Genomic DNA, 16,502 nt, shown 5'->3' with positions numbered 1-16,502 from the left:
GGGCGAGTGCACTCCTAGGGCTGCTCGGGGGCGGCCAGCGTATCGATGAAGGCAAGCAGGTCGGCCATGCCGCTACCGGTGCCGCGCGGGGCGATGCCGAGCACTTCGGCGGGGGTGTTCGCGCGGTTGATCCAGAAGGTCGTGTAGCCGAACCAGCCGGCGCCCGCGACGTCCCAGCCGTTCGACGAGACGAACACGATCTCGCGAGCGCTCACATTGAACGCGCGGGTGCCGAGCGCGTACGCTGCGGCGGCAGGCTTGTAGGCGCGCACGGCATCGACGGACAGCACGCGGTCGAACAACCCGGTCATGCCGGCGCTCTTGACGGCGATATCGAGCATCTGCGGATTGCCGTTCGACAGGATGCCCAACGCTAGCTGCGCGGCGCCGGCCGTGCGTCTGCGCTCGCGCAGTGTGCGCAGCGCGGCGATCACGTCGGGGTAGGCCGACAGGCACGCATATTCATCCATCAGCCGTTTCTCGCCTACTGTGTCGAGCGGGAGGCCCAGCTTGCGCGCGGCGTACTGCAGCGCGTCGAGCGTGATCCCCCAGAACGGCCTGTAGTGGCTGCCCGCCGGATCCGCGAGCGTGCGCAACTGCGAGTATTCGATTTGCTTTTGGCGCCACAGCTGAGAGAGCGCATCGCCGTGGCCCGGAAACAGTTGCTCGGCTTGCGCGAGCACCGAATGCACGTCGAACAACGTGCCGTAGGCATCGAAGAGGATCGCGCGGGGGAATCGTGTCGTTGTGGCCGACATAGCCTTGCACTCCTATCAGAGGTCGAGGCAAATTCTATTCGTGACGTTGATGGTTAAAAAATGACTTATTCGTCACTTGATCTTTGACTTTTTAGTACTTAATCTCACGGTCGATCGTTTTTCAAGGACGAGCCATGCCGCGCTTGAGGCAAATCGAAACGTTCGTGGCCGTTGCCGCGAAGGGGAGTCTGTCCGCCGCCGCTCAGGCCGAGGGCGTGGCGCCGGCTGTCATCGGCCGCCGCCTCGATGCGCTCGAAGAGCGTCTCGGCGTGAAGCTGTTCGTGCGCACGACGCGCAAGCTCACGCTGACCTTCGAAGGCTCGGCGTTTCTCGAAGACTGTCAGCGCATCGTCAACGATTTGCACAACGCGGAAGCCAGCGTTTCAGCGGGCGGCGTGAAGGCGAGCGGCCACCTGCGCGTATCGGCGCCGGCCGGCTTCGGGCGCAAGCACGTCGCGCCGCTCGTGCCGGCTTTCGCGTCGGCACACCCTGATGTGTCGCTCACACTCGATTTGTCGGATCGGCTCGTCGACCTCGTCAACGAGGGGTTCGATTGCGCGGTGCGCCTCGGCGAGCTGCCCGATTCGTCGCTCGTGTCGTTGCGGCTTGGCGAAAACCGCCGCGTTTGCGTAGCCGCGCCGGGCTATCTCGAGCGGCACGGTATGCCGGAGACGCTGACCGATCTCGCGCGCCACAATTGCCTTGCACTCGGCGCGAGCGCCAATCAGCAGCGTGGCTGGACGTTCCAGGAAGAGGGCAAGGTCGTCTCGATCAAGGTGTCGGGGACGATGGAGTGCTCCGACGGCGCCGTGCTGCATGAGTGGTGTTTGGCCGGGCATGGCCTGGCTTGGCGCTCGTGGTGGGAAGTCGGTGACGATATCGCGGCGGGCCGCCTCAATGCGGTGCTCGAGCGCTATTGCGCGCCGCCGATCGGCATTCATGCGGTCTTCCCGCAGCGCCGCCATCTACCGTTGCGCGTGCGACTCTTTCTCGACTTCCTCAAACACACGTATGAGCGCCCTGACTATTGGCAGTAAGAGCGGGCAGTAACGGCCGGGCGGTGGCGGCTGCCGGGTTTTCGATATGCGGATTCACCCGCACGCCGGCATGAGCGGCGCGGCACGCGACCTACAATCGACTTCAGGCGCTCGTCGCGAGCGCTGCCTGCAACGCGCGCGCTGAAAGACGTGCGCCACGTGCTCGACGAGGGAGAGGGGGCGCACCATGTTCAAGCACATTCTGGTCCCGACCGACGGCTCCGACCTGTCGAAGAAGGCGATCGACGGCGCGATCGATCTGGCCCGTACCGTCGGGGCGCGCGTGACCGCCTATGCGTGCCTGCCGCAGTACCCGTATTCGCCGTTTTCCGAAGTCATGGTCGAGCCGCCCGCCGATTTTCAACAGCGCAGCGAGCGTGAAGCGCAAGACCATCTGCGCGAAGTCGAGGAGGCTGCGCGGCTCGCGGGGGTGGCGTGCTCGAGCCTCACGAGCGTGCATCCGTCGCCGTACCTCGGCATCATCGAAGCGGCCGAGCAAAGCGGCTGCGACGTCATCTTCATGGCCTCGCACGGACGGCGCGGCCTCGGCAGCCTGCTGATCGGCAGCGAGACGCAACGCGTGCTCACGCATACGAAGATTCCCGTCATCGTCTACCGCTGAAAAAACGCACGCGCCGTGCGAGGTGTCGCAGGGCGCGTGCGTGGGAGAGGCGGCCCGCGCGCAGCGCGGCGGGCCGTTTCTCATGAGGCTGGTCAGGCTAGCGTCAAGCGACCTTCTTGTCGAAGAACTGCTCGTCTTCGGTCGAGCCGTGCAGGGCCGTCGTCGAGGCGTCGCGCTCGACCGTCTGCGTGACGGCGTCGAAGTAGCCCGTCCCGACTTCGCGTTGATGCTTGACGGCCGTGAAGCCCTTCTCGGCTGCCGCGAATTCGGCTTGCTGCATTTCGACGAACGCGCTCATCTGCGTACGGGCATAGCCGTGCGCGAGGTTGAACATCGAGTAGTTGAGTGCGTGGAAGCCCGCGAGCGTGATGAACTGGAACTTGTAGCCCATCGCGCCGAGTTCCTTTTGGAACTTGGCGATCGTCGCGTCGTCGAGGTTCTTTTTCCAGTTGAACGACGGCGAGCAGTTGTACGAGAGCAGCTTGCCCGGGAACTGCTTGTGGATCGCCTCGGCGAACTTCTTCGCGTACTCGAGATCGGGCTTGCCCGTTTCGCACCAGATCATGTCGGCATACGGCGCGTAGGCGAGGCCGCGCGAAATCGCTTGCTCGAGGCCCGGCTTCGTGCGGAAGAAGCCTTCGACGGTACGCTCGCCCGTCAGGAACGGACGGTCGTTGTCGTCGACGTCCGACGTGATGAGGTCGGCGGCTTCGGCATCGGTACGGGCGATCAGCACGGTCGGCACGCCGCAGACGTCGGCCGCCAGACGCGCTGCCGTCAGCTTGGCGATGTTCTCGCGCGTCGGCACGAGCACCTTGCCACCCATGTGGCCGCACTTCTTGACCGAAGCCAGCTGATCTTCGAAGTGCACGCCCGAGGCGCCCGCTTCGATCATGGCCTTCATCAGTTCGAATGCGTTGAGCACGCCGCCGAAACCGGCTTCCGCGTCAGCGACGATCGGCGCGAAAAAGTCGACGTAGCCTTCGTCGCCGGGGTTCTTGCCTTCGGACCATTGGATCTGGTCGGCACGCGTGAGCGTGTTGTTGATGCGCTTGACGACGAGCGGCACCGAATTGGCCGGATACAGCGACTGGTCCGGATACATTTCGCCGGCGACGTTCGCATCGCCCGCGACTTGCCAACCCGACAGGTAGATGGCCTTCAGGCCAGCCTTGACTTGCTGCATGGCCTGGTTACCCGTCAGTGCGCCCAGCGCGTTGACGAACGGTTCGGTGTTGATCGCGTTCCACAGTTTTTCGGCGCCGCGCTTCGCGAGCGTGTGGTCGACTTGGAGGGAACCGCGCAGACGCACGACGTCTTCGGCCGTATAGCCGCGCTTGATGCCTTTCCAGCGCGGATCGGTTTCCCATTGCTGTTGAAGTTGCTGCGCTTGTTGCTGACGTGACATGGTGTGCTCCTGGGTTGCCTAGAGAAAAAGCCAATTCGCTTGCCCTTGGCTGGGTGGGTGCGAAGTCTTATATAAGAGTCTAGGCAAACTCGAGCGCCGAAGACAGACGTGTCATCGCCTTTTTTTGACAAGTTTATTTGTTTTAAATCAATGTGTTGCTAGTTTTATTTCACAATGAGAAATGCTATTTTCCATGCCGCAACGTTGTGCGTTGTGCCACGCAACACAGATTTTTACGACGCAAAAGGATTTTCCGTATCGTGAAATATCGGGGCGGACGAAAAAAAACCGGTGCACGAGGCACCGGTTGTGAAAAGTAGGAGCAGGGCGCGTCGGCGACGCAAGCCTGCGATGGCGCGTTGGAGCGCCGATTCTGATTAGTTGCCGCGACGGGCGCCGCCGCGCGGCGCGTCGCTGCGGCGAGCGCCGTAACCGTCGCGCGAGCCGCCCGAGGGACGGCCGCTCCAGCCACCGCGGCCTTCGCCGTTGCCGCCGCCGAACGACGAGCCATTGCCTCGGCTGCCGCCGTTGCCGTTGCCGTTGCCATTGCTGCTGCCGCTGCCATAGCGGCGGCCGCCATTACCGTTGCCGCCACCGGGGCGGCCGCGGCCAAAGCTCTTGCCGCCGCGATTGTTGGCGGGCGGGGCCTTGCGCGGCTCGAAGCCGGCGATGGTGTTCACCGGCAGCGTCGTGCGCACGAAGCGCTCGATGCGCTTCAACGCGCCTTGCTCGGCGTGATGCACGAGGCTGACCGCGGTGCCCGAGCGGCCCGCGCGGCCCGTACGGCCGATGCGGTGCACGTAGTCTTCGGCGAACTTCGGCAGGTCGTAGTTGAACACGTGCGTGATGCCCGGGATGTCGATGCCGCGCGCCGCGACGTCGGTGGCTACCAGCACGCGTACGCGCCGCTCGCGCAATGCGCGGATCGTGCGGTTGCGCGCGCCTTGCGGCAGGTCGCCGTGCAGCGCGGCCGACGAGAAGCCCGCATCGGACAGGCGGCCGGCCAGTTGGTCGGCTTCGCTCTTGGTTGCCGTGAAGATGATCGCCTGGTCGAGCGCCTCGTCGCGCAGCAGGTGGTCGAGCAGACGCTCCTTGTGATCGCGGTCGTCGACGTAATGCACGCTCTGCGTGATGTTCGCGCGCGACTCCATGCGGTGCTGAATCTCGATGCGTTCAGGATCGCGCAGCAGGCGGCTCGTCAGCGAGCCGATCTTGCCGTCGAGCGTAGCCGAGAACAGCATCGTCTGACGCGTGGCCGGCGTGGCGGCGACGATCGTTTCGATGTCGTCGATGAAGCCCATGTCGAGCATGCGGTCGGCTTCGTCGAGCACGAGCATCTGCAGCTGCGACAGATCGATGCGGCCGCGCTCGAGGTGATCGAGCAGGCGGCCCGGCGTAGCAACGAGGATTTCGGGGTTCTTTGCGAGCAGCATCAGCTGCTGGCCGTAGGCCACGCCGCCGAGGATACTGACCGTGCGCAGGCGGCGCAGGTGCTTGCCGTAGGTCGAGGCGGCCGTCGTCACTTGCATCGCGAGCTCACGCGTAGGCGTCAGCACGAGCAGGCCCGGACGGGCGACGGGCGGGCCGCGGCGCGGGCGGCGCTCGCCGTTCGGCTCGCGCGGTTCACGCGGCTGGGCAGCCTGTGTCTTTTGCAGCTGCGCGAAACGCTCGATCGCGGGCAGCATGAATGCAGCCGTCTTGCCCGAACCGGTCGGGCTCGAGACGAGCAGGTCGCGACCGGCGATCCCGGCCGGGATTGCGAGCTGCTGCACGGGCGTCGGGTTCTGGTAGCCGGCGGCCGTCAGCGCCGAAACGATTTCGGGCGACAGGCCCAGCGACGCGAAGCTCGGCCCCGCGGGCACGTTGCTTTCATCGGACGCCGGGGCCGCAGATGCGTCCGCGTCGTTCGTGTCGAGGCCAAGTGCGCGATCGGCGATGTTGTCCAACGGGGAATTGAAGCTCGAAGTCATGAGAATCCTTGAAACGTACGAAAGGAACGTCGGCGCCAATCGGCATTACCCAAGTCGTCGGATTCAGCATGCAAGACAGCAGCGAGCAAATCGAAAAACGGGGGCAGCTCGCGCTCATGAAGGCGAGCTTTTCGTTAGAAGCTGTATCGGATACGGGGATACCGGCATTGGTATCACCGCCAGCCTGGTACAAGACGGCCCGTGGGGCCTAGGCAGAAGGGGACAGGTTCTAAACTGGATTGGAGCAAAACGCTACGGTGCGCTGCATCGCAATGCACGATCAAGCGCAGGCCGCATTATAAGGATTATTGCTGCACTGCGCCAGCCGTTTGGCGAACTTTTCCACATGCCGAATTCGTTCGCATGCCACTGAAAGTGGAGCGGGGCTGGCGCAAGCGCATGCAGATCAGCTCGCGGTGCCGTTCTTCAGCGATTCGACGAGCTCGACGTATTGTTCCTTGGCTTTGTCCTGCGGCGTGCCCTTGAGTGCAGCCCAGGCGTCGTACTTGTATTTGCCGACGATATCGGCGAAACCGGGCTTGTCGCCGTGCACGTCGCCGTCGGTCGCTTGCTTGAACAGCGCATAAAGACGCAGCAGGGTCATGTTGCCCGGCTTCTCGGGCAGTTCTTTCACATCTACTTGGGCTTGCGCGAAAAGCGCGTCGACGTTGCTCATGAGAGGCTCCATGCCGAAACGATAAGGTCGCCGATCATAGCAAGCGATACGCGCCGAAAGCTGGAGCGATGCTTCCAAACGCGGCGACCGGCGTGCGATATGCCGCGTTGCCCGGGGCAAGCGCGTCCGGAGTGTTCAGCCGCCGCATTACAATAGCGCCCATGACTCGAACCGTGTTGCTTGCTCTCGATACGTCGACCGAATATTGCTCGGTCGCTTTGCTTCTCTCCGCTTCCGATGCCGACCCGTCGCCGCAGCTGTGGGCGCGCCACGACCAGACGGGTGCCGTCTCGAGTACGCGCGTGCTGCCGGCCGTGCGCGAACTGCTCGACGAGGCGGGGCTTACGTTGACCGATTGCGATGCGATCGCGTTCGGCGCCGGCCCTGGTTCGTTCACGGGCCTGCGTACGGCGACCGGTGTCACACAGGGGCTCGCGTTCGGGCTCGGTGTGCCCGTCGTCCCCGTCAGCACGTTGCTCGCCTGCGCCGAAAGCGTGCGCTTGCGCGATGCGTCGGTCACGCGCGTGTTGGCCGCACTCGATGCGCGTATGGACGAGGCGTACTGGGCCGACTACGCGTGGGATGCCGGGCTCGGCGACTGGCGCATGGTCGTGCCGCCTTCGCTGGGTGCGCCCGATCAGCTTGCCGCGCCCGACGAGCCGTTCGTCCTGGCTGGCAATGCGGTCGCGGCGTTCGGTGCACGGCTGACCGCGGCCACGCACGCCCGGGCGGTCGATTACGAGGCGCTGCCGCACGCGGTGCCGCTCGCTCACGCCGCGCTGCGCGCGTTTCGCGCGGGCCGCACCATGCCGGCCGATCAGGCGGCGCCCGAATATGTCCGCGACAAGGTCGCGCAGACTACGGCCGAGCGCCTTGCCGCACGCGCCGCGCAAGCCGGGGGGGCTGCAAGATGAGCGGCGTGCTGCTCGCCGACCGGTACATCTCGCCGATGACCGAGGCCGATCTCGACGAGGTCGCCGCCGTCGAGCGCGACGCGTACGAATTTCCATGGTCGCGCGGCAATTTCGAGGATTCGTTGCGCAACGGTTATTTCGGCGTGTGCATGCGCCACGTGACGGGTACGCTGATCGGCTATTGCGTGTTGATGCCGGTCGTCGACGAAATGCATCTGCTCAATCTGTGTGTGGCGCCGCAGGTACAGGGCACCGGCGCGGGCCTTGCGCTGCTGCGCGAAGCCGTGCGCATGACGCGCGGCAAGGGGCTCGCGGGCCTGCTGCTCGAGGTGCGGCCGTCGAATACGCGCGCGGTGCGGCTGTACGAGCGCTTCGGCTTCATCATGATCGGCCGTCGCAAGAACTATTACCCGGCGCGGCATCGCAGCCGTGAAGACGCGATCGTGATGCGCTACGCGTTCGCGAACGAGGAGGACGCGCATGGCGCTCAATGAAACCGCGCTCGAGACGCTGGGCCTCGCGCCGCTGTGGGTGCGTCGTGGGTCGGGCGGTGACGCACTGGCCCCCGAAAGTGGGGGGGGCGAGGCGCGGTCATCGCTTGAACTCGTCGACGTCGCGACGGCCGTAGAGAAAGCGCCAGCAAATGCGACCCGGGTCGCCGGTACGCAAGGCGTAGAGACGCAGGTCGAGGCAACGCAAGAGGATGCTGGCACGAGCAGGAAGGCGACTTCTGCCGCCCGGGCCGCAGTCGATTCGCGTATGCCGCCTGAGCCCGATACGGCCGCGTCGAGGGGCGATGCCGCAGGTGTCGAAGCAGCCGCGCCTCGCGCTACCGAGCGCGCGCCATCGCGCGCAGTCGAAGAAGACGCCGACGCATTCGGCATCATCGACGCCTTCGATGCGCTGGATCCGTTCGACGCGCCGCAAGCCGCACCGCAAGCCGCGCCGACCGCAAGGCGTGGCAACGCGGCTGCGCGCGAAGAGCCCGCCGCCGCGCCTGTGGTCGATATGCGCGAAGCGAAGTCCGACGTGCATGCGCTGGGCTGGGACGAGCTCGAGACGCGCGTGGCTGCCTGCGAGCGCTGCCGCCTGTGCGAGAAGCGCACGCAGACCGTGTTCGGCGTCGGCGATCGCGAGGCCGACTGGATGCTGATCGGCGAAGCGCCGGGCGAAAACGAGGATAAGCAGGGCGAGCCGTTCGTCGGTCAGGCCGGCAAGCTGCTCGACAGCATGCTGCGCGCGCTGTCGCTCGCGCGCGGCCAGGATGTCTACATCGCCAACGTCGTCAAATGCCGTCCGCCCGGCAACCGCAATCCGGAGCCCGATGAAGTCGCGCGTTGCGAGCCCTATCTGCAACGCCAGGTTGCGCTCGTGAAGCCCAAGCTCATCATCGCGCTCGGACGGGTGGCCGCGCAGAACCTGCTCAAGACGGACGCGAGCATCTCGTCGCTGCGTGGGCGCGTGCATCGCTACGAGGACGTGCCCGTCATCGTGACCTATCATCCGGCCTATCTGCTGCGCAGCCTGCCCGACAAGGCGAAAGCCTGGGCCGACCTGTGCCTGGCCGTCGATACGTACCGGCAGGCCCTCGCCGGACAGGCAGGCCAATGAACGCGCTCGAGCCGGCCGCCGATGCAGCCGCGCTCGATGCGTTGCTCGATACGCTGCGCGAGAGCGCCGTGCGCGATCTCGCGTGGCTGCTGTTCAGCCCCCATTTGCTGCGCGCGCAGCCGCCGCGCGGCGAGCTCGCGACCGTCTTCGAGACAGCCGACGAAGCGGCGGCCACTAGCGCATGGCTGCACGAGCTCGAGCGCGATGTCGCGCCGCTGCATGAAGCCATTGCAGTGCTGCGCGTCGTGCGGCTCGGCCGCTATGCCGAATGCCTGCTCGCCCATTTCCTGCGCTACGGCCCGGCCGTGCGCCTCGTGGCTGCCAACGTGGCGCTGCGGCGCGCGGGGCGCACACTCGGCGAATGCGATTTTCTCGTCGAAACGGCGAGCGGCCGGCGTCTGCACTGGGAGCTCGCGGTCAAGTGCTATCTGCACGTAGGCAGCGCGCAGGCGACGCTCGCCGATTACGTCGGCCCGAACCTGCAAGACCGGTTCGACCTCAAGCTGGCCCATCTGCTCGATCATCAGTTGCCGCTTTCGGCGCGCGATGAATTTGCCACGCTGGGCCACGTCGGCCCATGGGACGCGCAGATGCTCGTCAAAGGCTGGCTGTTCTATCGATGGGATCCGGTCCGCAACGGGCTGACCGCGGCGCCGGCCGAGACGACCGAGGTCGACATTGCCGGGCCAATCGATCCCGCACACGCACGCGGCTTCTGGACGACCCATGAGCAATGGCCTCGGCTTGCCGCAGCGCATCCTGCGTGCCGCTGGGTCGTGCTGCCGAGGCTCGCGTGGCTTGCGCCGCGCCGCGACGTCGAAGCCGGTAGCGCGGACGAGGCGATGTTGGGTGATGTCGCGACGCTTGCCGAGCGCTTGACGCAACAGGCCAGTCCGACGATGGTCGCCGGCTTCGTCAATGAGGGAGGCGGGCGCTGGTGTGAACGGCTGCGCGGCTTCGTCGTGCCCGACGCTTGGCCTGCGCAGGCCCAGGCGTTTGCTGCTGGTTGAAGCGAAGCGGCAGCGCCCGCCGCGACGTTTGCGCGCGATTCATGCTCGGTGGCGGTTGATCACCACCAGCGATGGAAATGATGGAGCGGGCCCGTACCGCTGCCTACCTGAAGGCGCACGCTTTCTCGCAGCGCGTCGAGCAGATAGGTCTTGGCCTCGGCGATGGCGCTGGCCCAGTCGCCGCGCTGCGCGACGAGCGCGGCGATAGCCGCCGACAACGTACAGCCGGTACCGTGTGTATGCGGCACTGCGACACGCGGGCCGCCGAAACGCTGCGCGCCGGTCGCGGCAACGAACCAGTCGGGGCTGTCCGGGGCTGGCAGGTGGCCGCCTTTCATGAGCACGGCCTGCGCACCGAGCACACGCAGCGCTTCGCCCTGACGCAGCATCGCGGCCTCGTCGGCCGCTTCGGGTTCGCCCAGTAGTGCCGCTGCTTCGGGCAGGTTCGGCGTGACGAGTCCCGCGAGCGGCAGCAATTCGTCGCGCAACGCGCCAACGGCCTCCGGGTCGAGCAGTGCGTGCTGGTTCTTCGAGATCATGACCGTGTCGAGCACGACGTACTTGGGCCGATAGCGGCGCAGGGCACTTGCCACGGCGCGCACGATGCCGGCGTTCGCGAGCATGCCGATCTTGACCGCATCGAAGCGGATGTCGCCGAACACGGCATCGAGTTGCGCAGTGACGAACGCGGCCTCGGGCGCGTGCACGGCGCTCACGCCATGCGTGTTTTGCGCGGTCAGCGCGGTGATGACGCTCGCGCCATAGGCGCCGAGCGCGGAGAACGTCTTGAGGTCGGCCTGAATGCCGGCGCCGCCGCCCGAATCGGAACCGGCGATCGTCAGCACGTTGGGAATCGGGTGGCTCATGGGCGATGGCCGGCGCCGGGTGTCAATGCTTGGCTTCGCCGATCAGCGCGACGGCATCGAAGGCGCGCTGGTTGGCTTGATGGCGGCGCATGACCAGCCACATCATCACGCAGACGAACGAGCCGAACAGCACGATGACGATCGAGACGGGCACATCGAGCCAGACGAGCACCGCATACAGGCTCAGCATGATGAGCACGGACAGGTTCTCGTTGAAATTCTGCACGGCGATGGAGTGTCCGGCGGACAGCAGCACGTGGCCGCGATGCTGGAGCAGCGCGTTCATCGGCACCACGAAAAAGCCCGACAGCGCGCCGACGACCATCAGGAACAGATAGGCGATCACCAGATAGCCGGGCACATGCACGCGCTCGAAGTAGACGCCCCAGTTCGCCGGAATCAGATGGCGCGTGTAGAACGCCATCATCATGACGGCGACGCCCATCATGATGCCGACCGGCAGCACCGTCAGCGATTTCTTCAGCGGCACCTTGGCTGCGGCGACGATGGCGCCACCGGCCACGCCGACCGCCACGATGGCCTGCAGGATCGCGCCCTCGGACAGCGACATGCCGAGCGAGACTTCGGCCCACTTGAGCACGATGAATTGCAGCGTGGCGCCTGCGCCCCAAAAGAGCGTCGTGACCGCGAGCGAAATCTGGCCCAGCTTGTCGTGCCACAGCGTGTTGAAGCAATGCGCGAAATCGACGATGAGCTTGATGGGGCCGTGCTGCTGTCTCGGGTAGCGCGCGCCCGTGTCGGGAATATGTAGATTGAATAGCGCGGCGACCACGTAGATGCCGACGATCACGACCATCGCGGCCTCGGCCGGTGTGGCGACGAACGGGACATGATGACGCAGCAGCGGCGCGGCGATATGCGGACTGATCAGTGCGCCGCCGAGCACCGTGCCCAGGATGATCGATGCGACTGTCGTGCCTTCGATCCAGCCGTTGGCGGCGACGAGCCGCTCGGGCGGCAGCAGTTCCGTCAGGATGCCGTACTTGGCCGGGGAGTAGGCTGCGGCGCCGAAGCCAACGATGCCGTAGGCGAGGAGCGGATGGGCACCGAACAGCATGAACAGGCAGCCGACGATCTTGATCGAGTTGGTCACGAACATGACCCGGCCCTTGGGCCTCGAATCGGCAAAGGCGCCGACGAACGCGGCGAGCACGACATACGAAAGGACGAAGAACAGCTTGAGCAGCGGCGTCATCCAGTTCGGGGCATGGAGGTCTTTCAGCAGAGCGATGGCAGCGATCAGAAGGGCGCTATCGGCCAGCGACGAGAAAAACTGCGCGGCCATGATGGAGTAAAAACCTTTTTTCATCTGATGCGATGCTGTCCTTTGCGGCGCGTCCTCCCCGGGCGCGACGATCGCGTTAGGACTTATGCCGTTCGAAATGGGTTGTGCGCACGGCTTTATATCACGAAAATAGGTGGTTTCGGACTGCCGGTGCGTCGCTCGAGAGCCGCGTGAGCCGGCTTTTGTCGCAAACACACGCTACAAGCGTCCATTTGCCCTAGTGATTACGAACAACGCCATGCCGCGCCCGCTTCTCGCCACTATTCATACCGCCGCCCTCGCCAACAATCTCGCTGTTGCCCGCCGGCACGCGCCGAATTCGAAGGTCTGGGCCGTCGTCAAAGCCAATGCCTACGGCCACGGCCTCGCCCGTGCGTTCCCGGGGCTGCGCGCCACCGATGGCTTCGGTCTGCTCGACCTCGAAGAAGCGGTGAAGCTTCGCGAGCTCGGCTGGGCCGGCCCGATTCTGCTGCTGGAAGGCTTTTTCCGCCCGACCGACATCGACGTCATCGACCGCTACAGCCTCACGACGACGGTTCACTGCGACGAGCAGCTGCGCATGCTCGAGATGGCGCGGCTGTCCAAGCCCGTGAACATTCAGCTGAAGATGAATACGGGCATGAACCGGCTCGGCTATACGCCTGACAAATTCCGTGCAGCGTGGGAACGGGCGCGCGCTTGTCCCGGCGTCGGCCAGATCGTGCTCATGACCCATTTTTCGGATGCCGACAGCGAGCGCGGCATCGCCGAGCAGCTGGCGGCGTTCGAGCGCGGCGCCGAGGGCATTGCCGGCGCGCGCAGCCTCGCCAACTCGGCCGCGACGTTATGGCATCCGCAGTCGCATTTCGACTGGGTGCGGCCCGGCATTATTTTGTACGGCGCTTCGCCGTCGGGCGTGACCTCGGCGATCGAGGGCACGGGCTTGCAGCCCGCGATGACGCTCGCCTCCGAGCTCATCGCCGTGCAGACGCTCGTGCCGGGACAGACGATCGGCTATGGCTCGACCTTCCAGGCGCCGGCGCCGATGCGTATCGGCGTCGTCGCGTGCGGCTATGCCGACGGCTATCCGCGCTGCGCGCCCGAAGGCACGCCGATCATCGTCGACGGCGTGCGCACGCGCGTCGTGGGCCGTGTGTCGATGGACATGATTACCGTCGACCTGACGCCGTGTCCCACTGCCAACGTCGGCTCGCGTGTCGAGCTGTGGGGGGCGCAGCTGCCGATCGACGATGTCGCACGCGCTTGCGGCACGATCGGCTACGAGCTCATGTGCGCCGTTGCGCAACGGGTGCCTGTACGTGCCGAATGAGCCTGCCGTTCTCGAGAACAACGAAAGCGAAGTGAACGGTTAGGGATTTGACGCGCGTGGCGAAACAGAAAACAACCTATACCTGTACGGAATGCGGCGGCCAGGCACCGAAGTGGCAAGGGCAGTGCCCTTCGTGCGGCGTCTGGAACACGCTCGTCGAGACGGTCGCACCGACCGCGAACGGGCATCGTTTCCAGTCGCTCGCGAAGAGCGCGCCCGTGCAACGTCTGGCCGACATCGAAGCGGCCGACGTGCCGCGCTTCTCGACCGGCATCGGCGAGTTCGATCGCGTGCTCGGCGGTGGTTTTGTGGCAGGTGGCGTCGTGCTGATCGGCGGCGACCCTGGCATCGGCAAGTCGACGCTGCTGTTGCAGTCGCTCGCCTCGCTGGCGCAGGATCGGCGTGCCCTTTATATCAGCGGCGAGGAATCGGCCGCGCAGATCGGCTTGCGCGCGCAGCGCCTCGCGCTGCTCGAGCCGGGCTCGAAGGCCGCCGATCTACAGCTGCTCGCCGAGATCCAGCTCGAGAAGATTCAGGCGGCCATTGAAGCCGAGCGGCCCGATGTGGCCGTCGTCGACTCGATTCAGACGATTTATTCCGATGCGCTGACTTCGGCGCCGGGCTCCGTCGCCCAGGTGCGCGAGTGCGCAGCACAGCTCACGCGCATCGCGAAGCAGTCGGGCACGACGATCGTGATGGTTGGACACGTGACGAAGGAGGGCAGTCTCGCAGGCCCGCGCGTGCTCGAACATATCGTCGATACGGTGCTGTACTTCGAAGGCGACACGCATTCGTCGTTCCGGCTCGTGCGGGCGTTCAAGAATCGCTTTGGCGCCGTCAACGAGCTTGGCGTGTTCGCGATGACCGAGCGCGGGCTGCGCGGCGTGGCGAATCCGTCGGCGCTGTTTCTGTCACAGCATGAGCAGATCGTGCCGGGTTCGTGCGTGCTCGTCACGCAGGAAGGCTCGCGGCCGCTGCTCGTCGAAATCCAGGCGCTCGTCGATACGGCGCATGTGCCGAACCCGCGACGGCTCGCGGTCGGTCTGGAGCAGAATCGTCTCGCGATGCTGCTGGCCGTGCTGCATCGGCATGCCGGCATCGCGTGCTTCGATCAGGACGTGTTCCTCAATGCCGTCGGCGGCGTCAAGATCGCCGAGCCTGCGGCCGATTTGGCCGTGTTGCTCGCGATTCATTCGTCGATGCGCAACAAGCCGTTGCCCAAGGGGCTCATCGTGTTCGGCGAAGTCGGGCTGGCCGGCGAGATCCGGCCGTCGCCGCGCGGGCAGGAGCGCTTGAAGGAAGCGGCCAAGCTCGGCTTTACCGCCGCGTTGATTCCGAAGGCCAATGCGCCGAAGCAGGCCGTCGACGGCTTGCAGGTGATCGCCGTCGAGCGCATCGAACAGGCTATTTCGCGGATCAAGGAGCTGGAGTAGGCGGTTCGTTGGCGTTGGTTGAGCGAAGATTGCCCCGCCGTCTTGGGCTCGACTTGGCAGGTCGAGCCGGGAAATCGGCTGATCTGCGCGAGCTTCACGAACAACGCTTCTTAGTCTTCCTAGAATTGGCGTCGAAAAGAAAAGGGCGTCACCGCAGTGACGCCCTGACAGCAGGAAGTCGGGGGTCCGTTTACCCAAGGGTAGCGGCCGACACTGATCCCGACTTTTCACGTGCCATGCTAGCGAAAACGAGGTTGACCGTCAATGGAGCTGGAGCTTCCCGAAGAGAATCTTGCCGCCATAACCCTCCTGCTCTCGAGCGAGCGCCTGAGTACCTTTCTCTGCCTGGCGGGGGCTGCCCGCTCCGCTGTGGCGCTGCATCAGCAGACACCGAAGCTAGTGGCTGAGGCTGTTGCTCAGGAGTGGCTCGCGTCCGCGCCAAGATCAGCCTCGCCTTGCACATCGGAAAACAGCAGGTGTTCGCGCGCCTCCTCGGCCGTCAGAATCGGCGAGACGCAGCAATCGAGCGGCTCTAGCAATTCAAGCCAGGCCGCGAGCCGATGCGTCGCGAAGCGTGCCGCCAGCTCCTGCGTCAGCGCAACCGCGTCTGGCCCGCCGATCGCCTGGCCGAGACTCCAATGCCGGCTCGTCCAATCTTCCCGGCCCAATGCGCGGCACAGCCGTTCCCAGAATTTGAGCTCGAGCGCGCCAACCGCCAGCCAGCGTTCGTCAGCCGTGCGGTACACGTTGTAGCAGGGCACCCCACCGTTGAGCAGACCGCGGCCCGCATGCCGTGCGTCCGTCGGATTGGCGTCTGACTGCTTGTCGCCCTCTTCGAGCGCGGCATGCGCGACGATGTTGTGCGTGTAAATCGCATGCGTCATCGACACATCGAGAAACGCGCCTTTGCCGCCGCGCGAGACCTGCCACAGTGCGGCCAGGATTTGCGTGACGGCCGTTGCCGCACCGCCCAGCATGTCCGCGATCTGGATATTGGGCACGACCGGCGTGCCGTCGACGGTGGCGATCTGGTCGAGCACGCCCGCGTAGCCGAGATAGTTGATGTCGTGGCCGGGGCGATGCGCGAACGCGCCCTCCGAGCCGTAGCCCGTGATGGCGCAGTAGACGAGTTTCGGATTGACGGCGGCGAGGGCCGCATAGTCGAGCCCAAGGCGCGCCATCACGCCGGGACGGAAGCTTTCGATGAGCACGTGCGATTCGCGCGCGAGTGCGCGCAGCACCGTGCGACCCGTCTCCGTCTTCAGGTCCAGCCGCGTTTCACGCTTGCCGCGATTGACGATGCGATAGAACGCGCTCGGCCGGCCCGCGGCCTTGTCGGCGGGGCTTTGCATCATGGCGCGGGCCGCGTCGCCGGTGCCGGGCTCTTCGATCTTCAGCACGTCGGCGCCGAGCTCGGCGAGCCGCAGCGTCGCGAGCGGGCCTGGCAGCAGGCGCGTGAGATCGAGCACGCGCAGACCTTGCAGCGGAGCTTGCGTCGTCAACGGACACCTCCTGTCGGTGCATGTCGGCTCGGCCTTCGCGCGAGAAGGCCGTGGGCGCTGCGCGGTGCGTCGAGCAGCTC

Annotated in this window: 15 protein-coding genes; 8 read left to right on the top strand and 7 right to left on the bottom strand. The window is 65.6% G+C overall.

Going from position 1 to position 16,502, the window contains the following annotated elements; translation table 11 throughout:
- Positions 1 to 14: 14 nt before the first annotated feature.
- Positions 15 to 758 carry a haloacid dehalogenase type II gene (locus D7S89_RS04420; RefSeq protein ID WP_121275873.1) on the bottom strand — a complete coding sequence of 248 codons (744 nt, stop codon included), beginning with the start codon at positions 756 to 758 and terminating at the stop codon, positions 15 to 17.
- Between the two features lie 134 nt (positions 759 to 892).
- Between D7S89_RS04420 and D7S89_RS04415 the strand changes: the two genes are divergently transcribed.
- Together D7S89_RS04415 and D7S89_RS04410 are read left to right on the top strand one after the other, a co-directional pair.
- Entirely contained in the window at positions 893 to 1,795 is a 903-nt protein-coding gene (locus tag D7S89_RS04415; RefSeq protein WP_121275871.1) for a LysR family transcriptional regulator, read from the top strand.
- A gap of 187 nt (positions 1,796 to 1,982) precedes the next feature.
- The gene (locus D7S89_RS04410) at positions 1,983 to 2,417 is read left to right on the top strand and encodes a universal stress protein (RefSeq protein ID WP_121275869.1); all 435 of its coding nucleotides are present in this window, start codon (positions 1,983 to 1,985) and stop codon (positions 2,415 to 2,417) included.
- A 103-nt stretch (positions 2,418 to 2,520) separates the two neighbouring features.
- On the opposite strand, the gene aceA is transcribed toward D7S89_RS04410, so the two are convergent.
- The 3 genes from aceA to D7S89_RS04390 all read right to left on the bottom strand — a co-directional run bounded on the left by aceA (position 2,521) and on the right by D7S89_RS04390 (position 6,471).
- Positions 2,521 to 3,825, bottom strand: coding sequence for an isocitrate lyase (gene aceA, locus D7S89_RS04405; protein WP_121275868.1), 1,305 nt, complete (start codon positions 3,823 to 3,825; stop codon positions 2,521 to 2,523).
- 377 nt (positions 3,826 to 4,202) lie between these two features.
- On the bottom strand, positions 4,203 to 5,795 hold the full coding sequence (locus D7S89_RS04400) for a DEAD/DEAH box helicase (RefSeq protein ID WP_121275866.1): 1,593 nt from the start codon (positions 5,793 to 5,795) through the stop codon (positions 4,203 to 4,205).
- Positions 5,796 to 6,201: 406 nt separating this feature from the next.
- Complete coding sequence (locus D7S89_RS04390; RefSeq protein WP_121276108.1) at positions 6,202 to 6,471, bottom strand: acyl-CoA-binding protein; 270 nt, start codon at positions 6,469 to 6,471, stop codon at positions 6,202 to 6,204.
- Positions 6,472 to 6,632: 161 nt separating this feature from the next.
- Between D7S89_RS04390 and tsaB the strand changes: the two genes are divergently transcribed.
- The 4 genes from tsaB to D7S89_RS04370 are packed head-to-tail and all read left to right on the top strand — an operon-like array spanning position 6,633 to position 10,006.
- Positions 6,633 to 7,385 (top strand): tRNA (adenosine(37)-N6)-threonylcarbamoyltransferase complex dimerization subunit type 1 TsaB, encoded by a 753-nt coding sequence (gene tsaB, locus D7S89_RS04385; RefSeq protein WP_183085088.1) that lies wholly within the window; start codon positions 6,633 to 6,635, stop codon positions 7,383 to 7,385.
- On the top strand, positions 7,382 to 7,879 hold the full coding sequence (rimI, locus tag D7S89_RS04380) for a ribosomal protein S18-alanine N-acetyltransferase (protein WP_121275862.1): 498 nt from the start codon (positions 7,382 to 7,384) through the stop codon (positions 7,877 to 7,879). The genes tsaB and rimI overlap by 4 nt, the downstream gene beginning before the upstream one ends.
- Positions 7,866 to 8,996: a uracil-DNA glycosylase gene (locus tag D7S89_RS04375; protein ID WP_121275860.1), complete on the top strand. Its 1,131-nt coding sequence runs from the start codon at positions 7,866 to 7,868 to the stop codon at positions 8,994 to 8,996. The genes rimI and D7S89_RS04375 overlap by 14 nt, the downstream gene beginning before the upstream one ends.
- Entirely contained in the window at positions 8,993 to 10,006 is a 1,014-nt protein-coding gene (locus tag D7S89_RS04370) for a DUF1853 family protein (protein ID WP_121275858.1), read from the top strand. The genes D7S89_RS04375 and D7S89_RS04370 overlap by 4 nt, the downstream gene beginning before the upstream one ends.
- Positions 10,007 to 10,065: 59 nt before the next feature.
- On the opposite strand, the gene thiD is transcribed toward D7S89_RS04370, so the two are convergent.
- Positions 10,066 to 10,872, bottom strand: a complete 807-nt coding sequence (gene thiD / locus D7S89_RS04365; protein ID WP_121275856.1) for a bifunctional hydroxymethylpyrimidine kinase/phosphomethylpyrimidine kinase — start codon at positions 10,870 to 10,872, stop codon at positions 10,066 to 10,068.
- Positions 10,873 to 10,894: 22 nt separating this feature from the next.
- On the bottom strand, positions 10,895 to 12,202 hold the full coding sequence (lplT, locus tag D7S89_RS04360; protein WP_121275855.1) for a lysophospholipid transporter LplT: 1,308 nt from the start codon (positions 12,200 to 12,202) through the stop codon (positions 10,895 to 10,897).
- 214 nt (positions 12,203 to 12,416) lie between these two features.
- On the opposite strand from lplT, the gene alr reads away from it, so the two are divergent.
- Both alr and radA read left to right on the top strand, forming a co-directional pair.
- Entirely contained in the window at positions 12,417 to 13,487 is a 1,071-nt protein-coding gene (gene alr / locus D7S89_RS04355) for an alanine racemase (RefSeq protein ID WP_121276104.1), read from the top strand.
- A 56-nt stretch (positions 13,488 to 13,543) separates the two neighbouring features.
- On the top strand, positions 13,544 to 14,920 hold the full coding sequence (gene radA / locus D7S89_RS04350) for a DNA repair protein RadA (RefSeq protein ID WP_121276102.1): 1,377 nt from the start codon (positions 13,544 to 13,546) through the stop codon (positions 14,918 to 14,920).
- 416 nt (positions 14,921 to 15,336) lie between these two features.
- On the opposite strand, the gene D7S89_RS04345 is transcribed toward radA, so the two are convergent.
- Positions 15,337 to 16,422 carry a CaiB/BaiF CoA transferase family protein gene (locus tag D7S89_RS04345; RefSeq protein ID WP_425470726.1) on the bottom strand — a complete coding sequence of 362 codons (1,086 nt, stop codon included), beginning with the start codon at positions 16,420 to 16,422 and terminating at the stop codon, positions 15,337 to 15,339.
- Positions 16,423 to 16,502 lie beyond the last annotated feature (80 nt).

It is taken from the genome of Trinickia fusca (assembly GCF_003628145.1).
Taxonomy (GTDB): domain Bacteria; phylum Pseudomonadota; class Gammaproteobacteria; order Burkholderiales; family Burkholderiaceae; genus Trinickia; species Trinickia fusca.
This window is presented reverse-complemented; position numbering and strand designations above follow the sequence as displayed.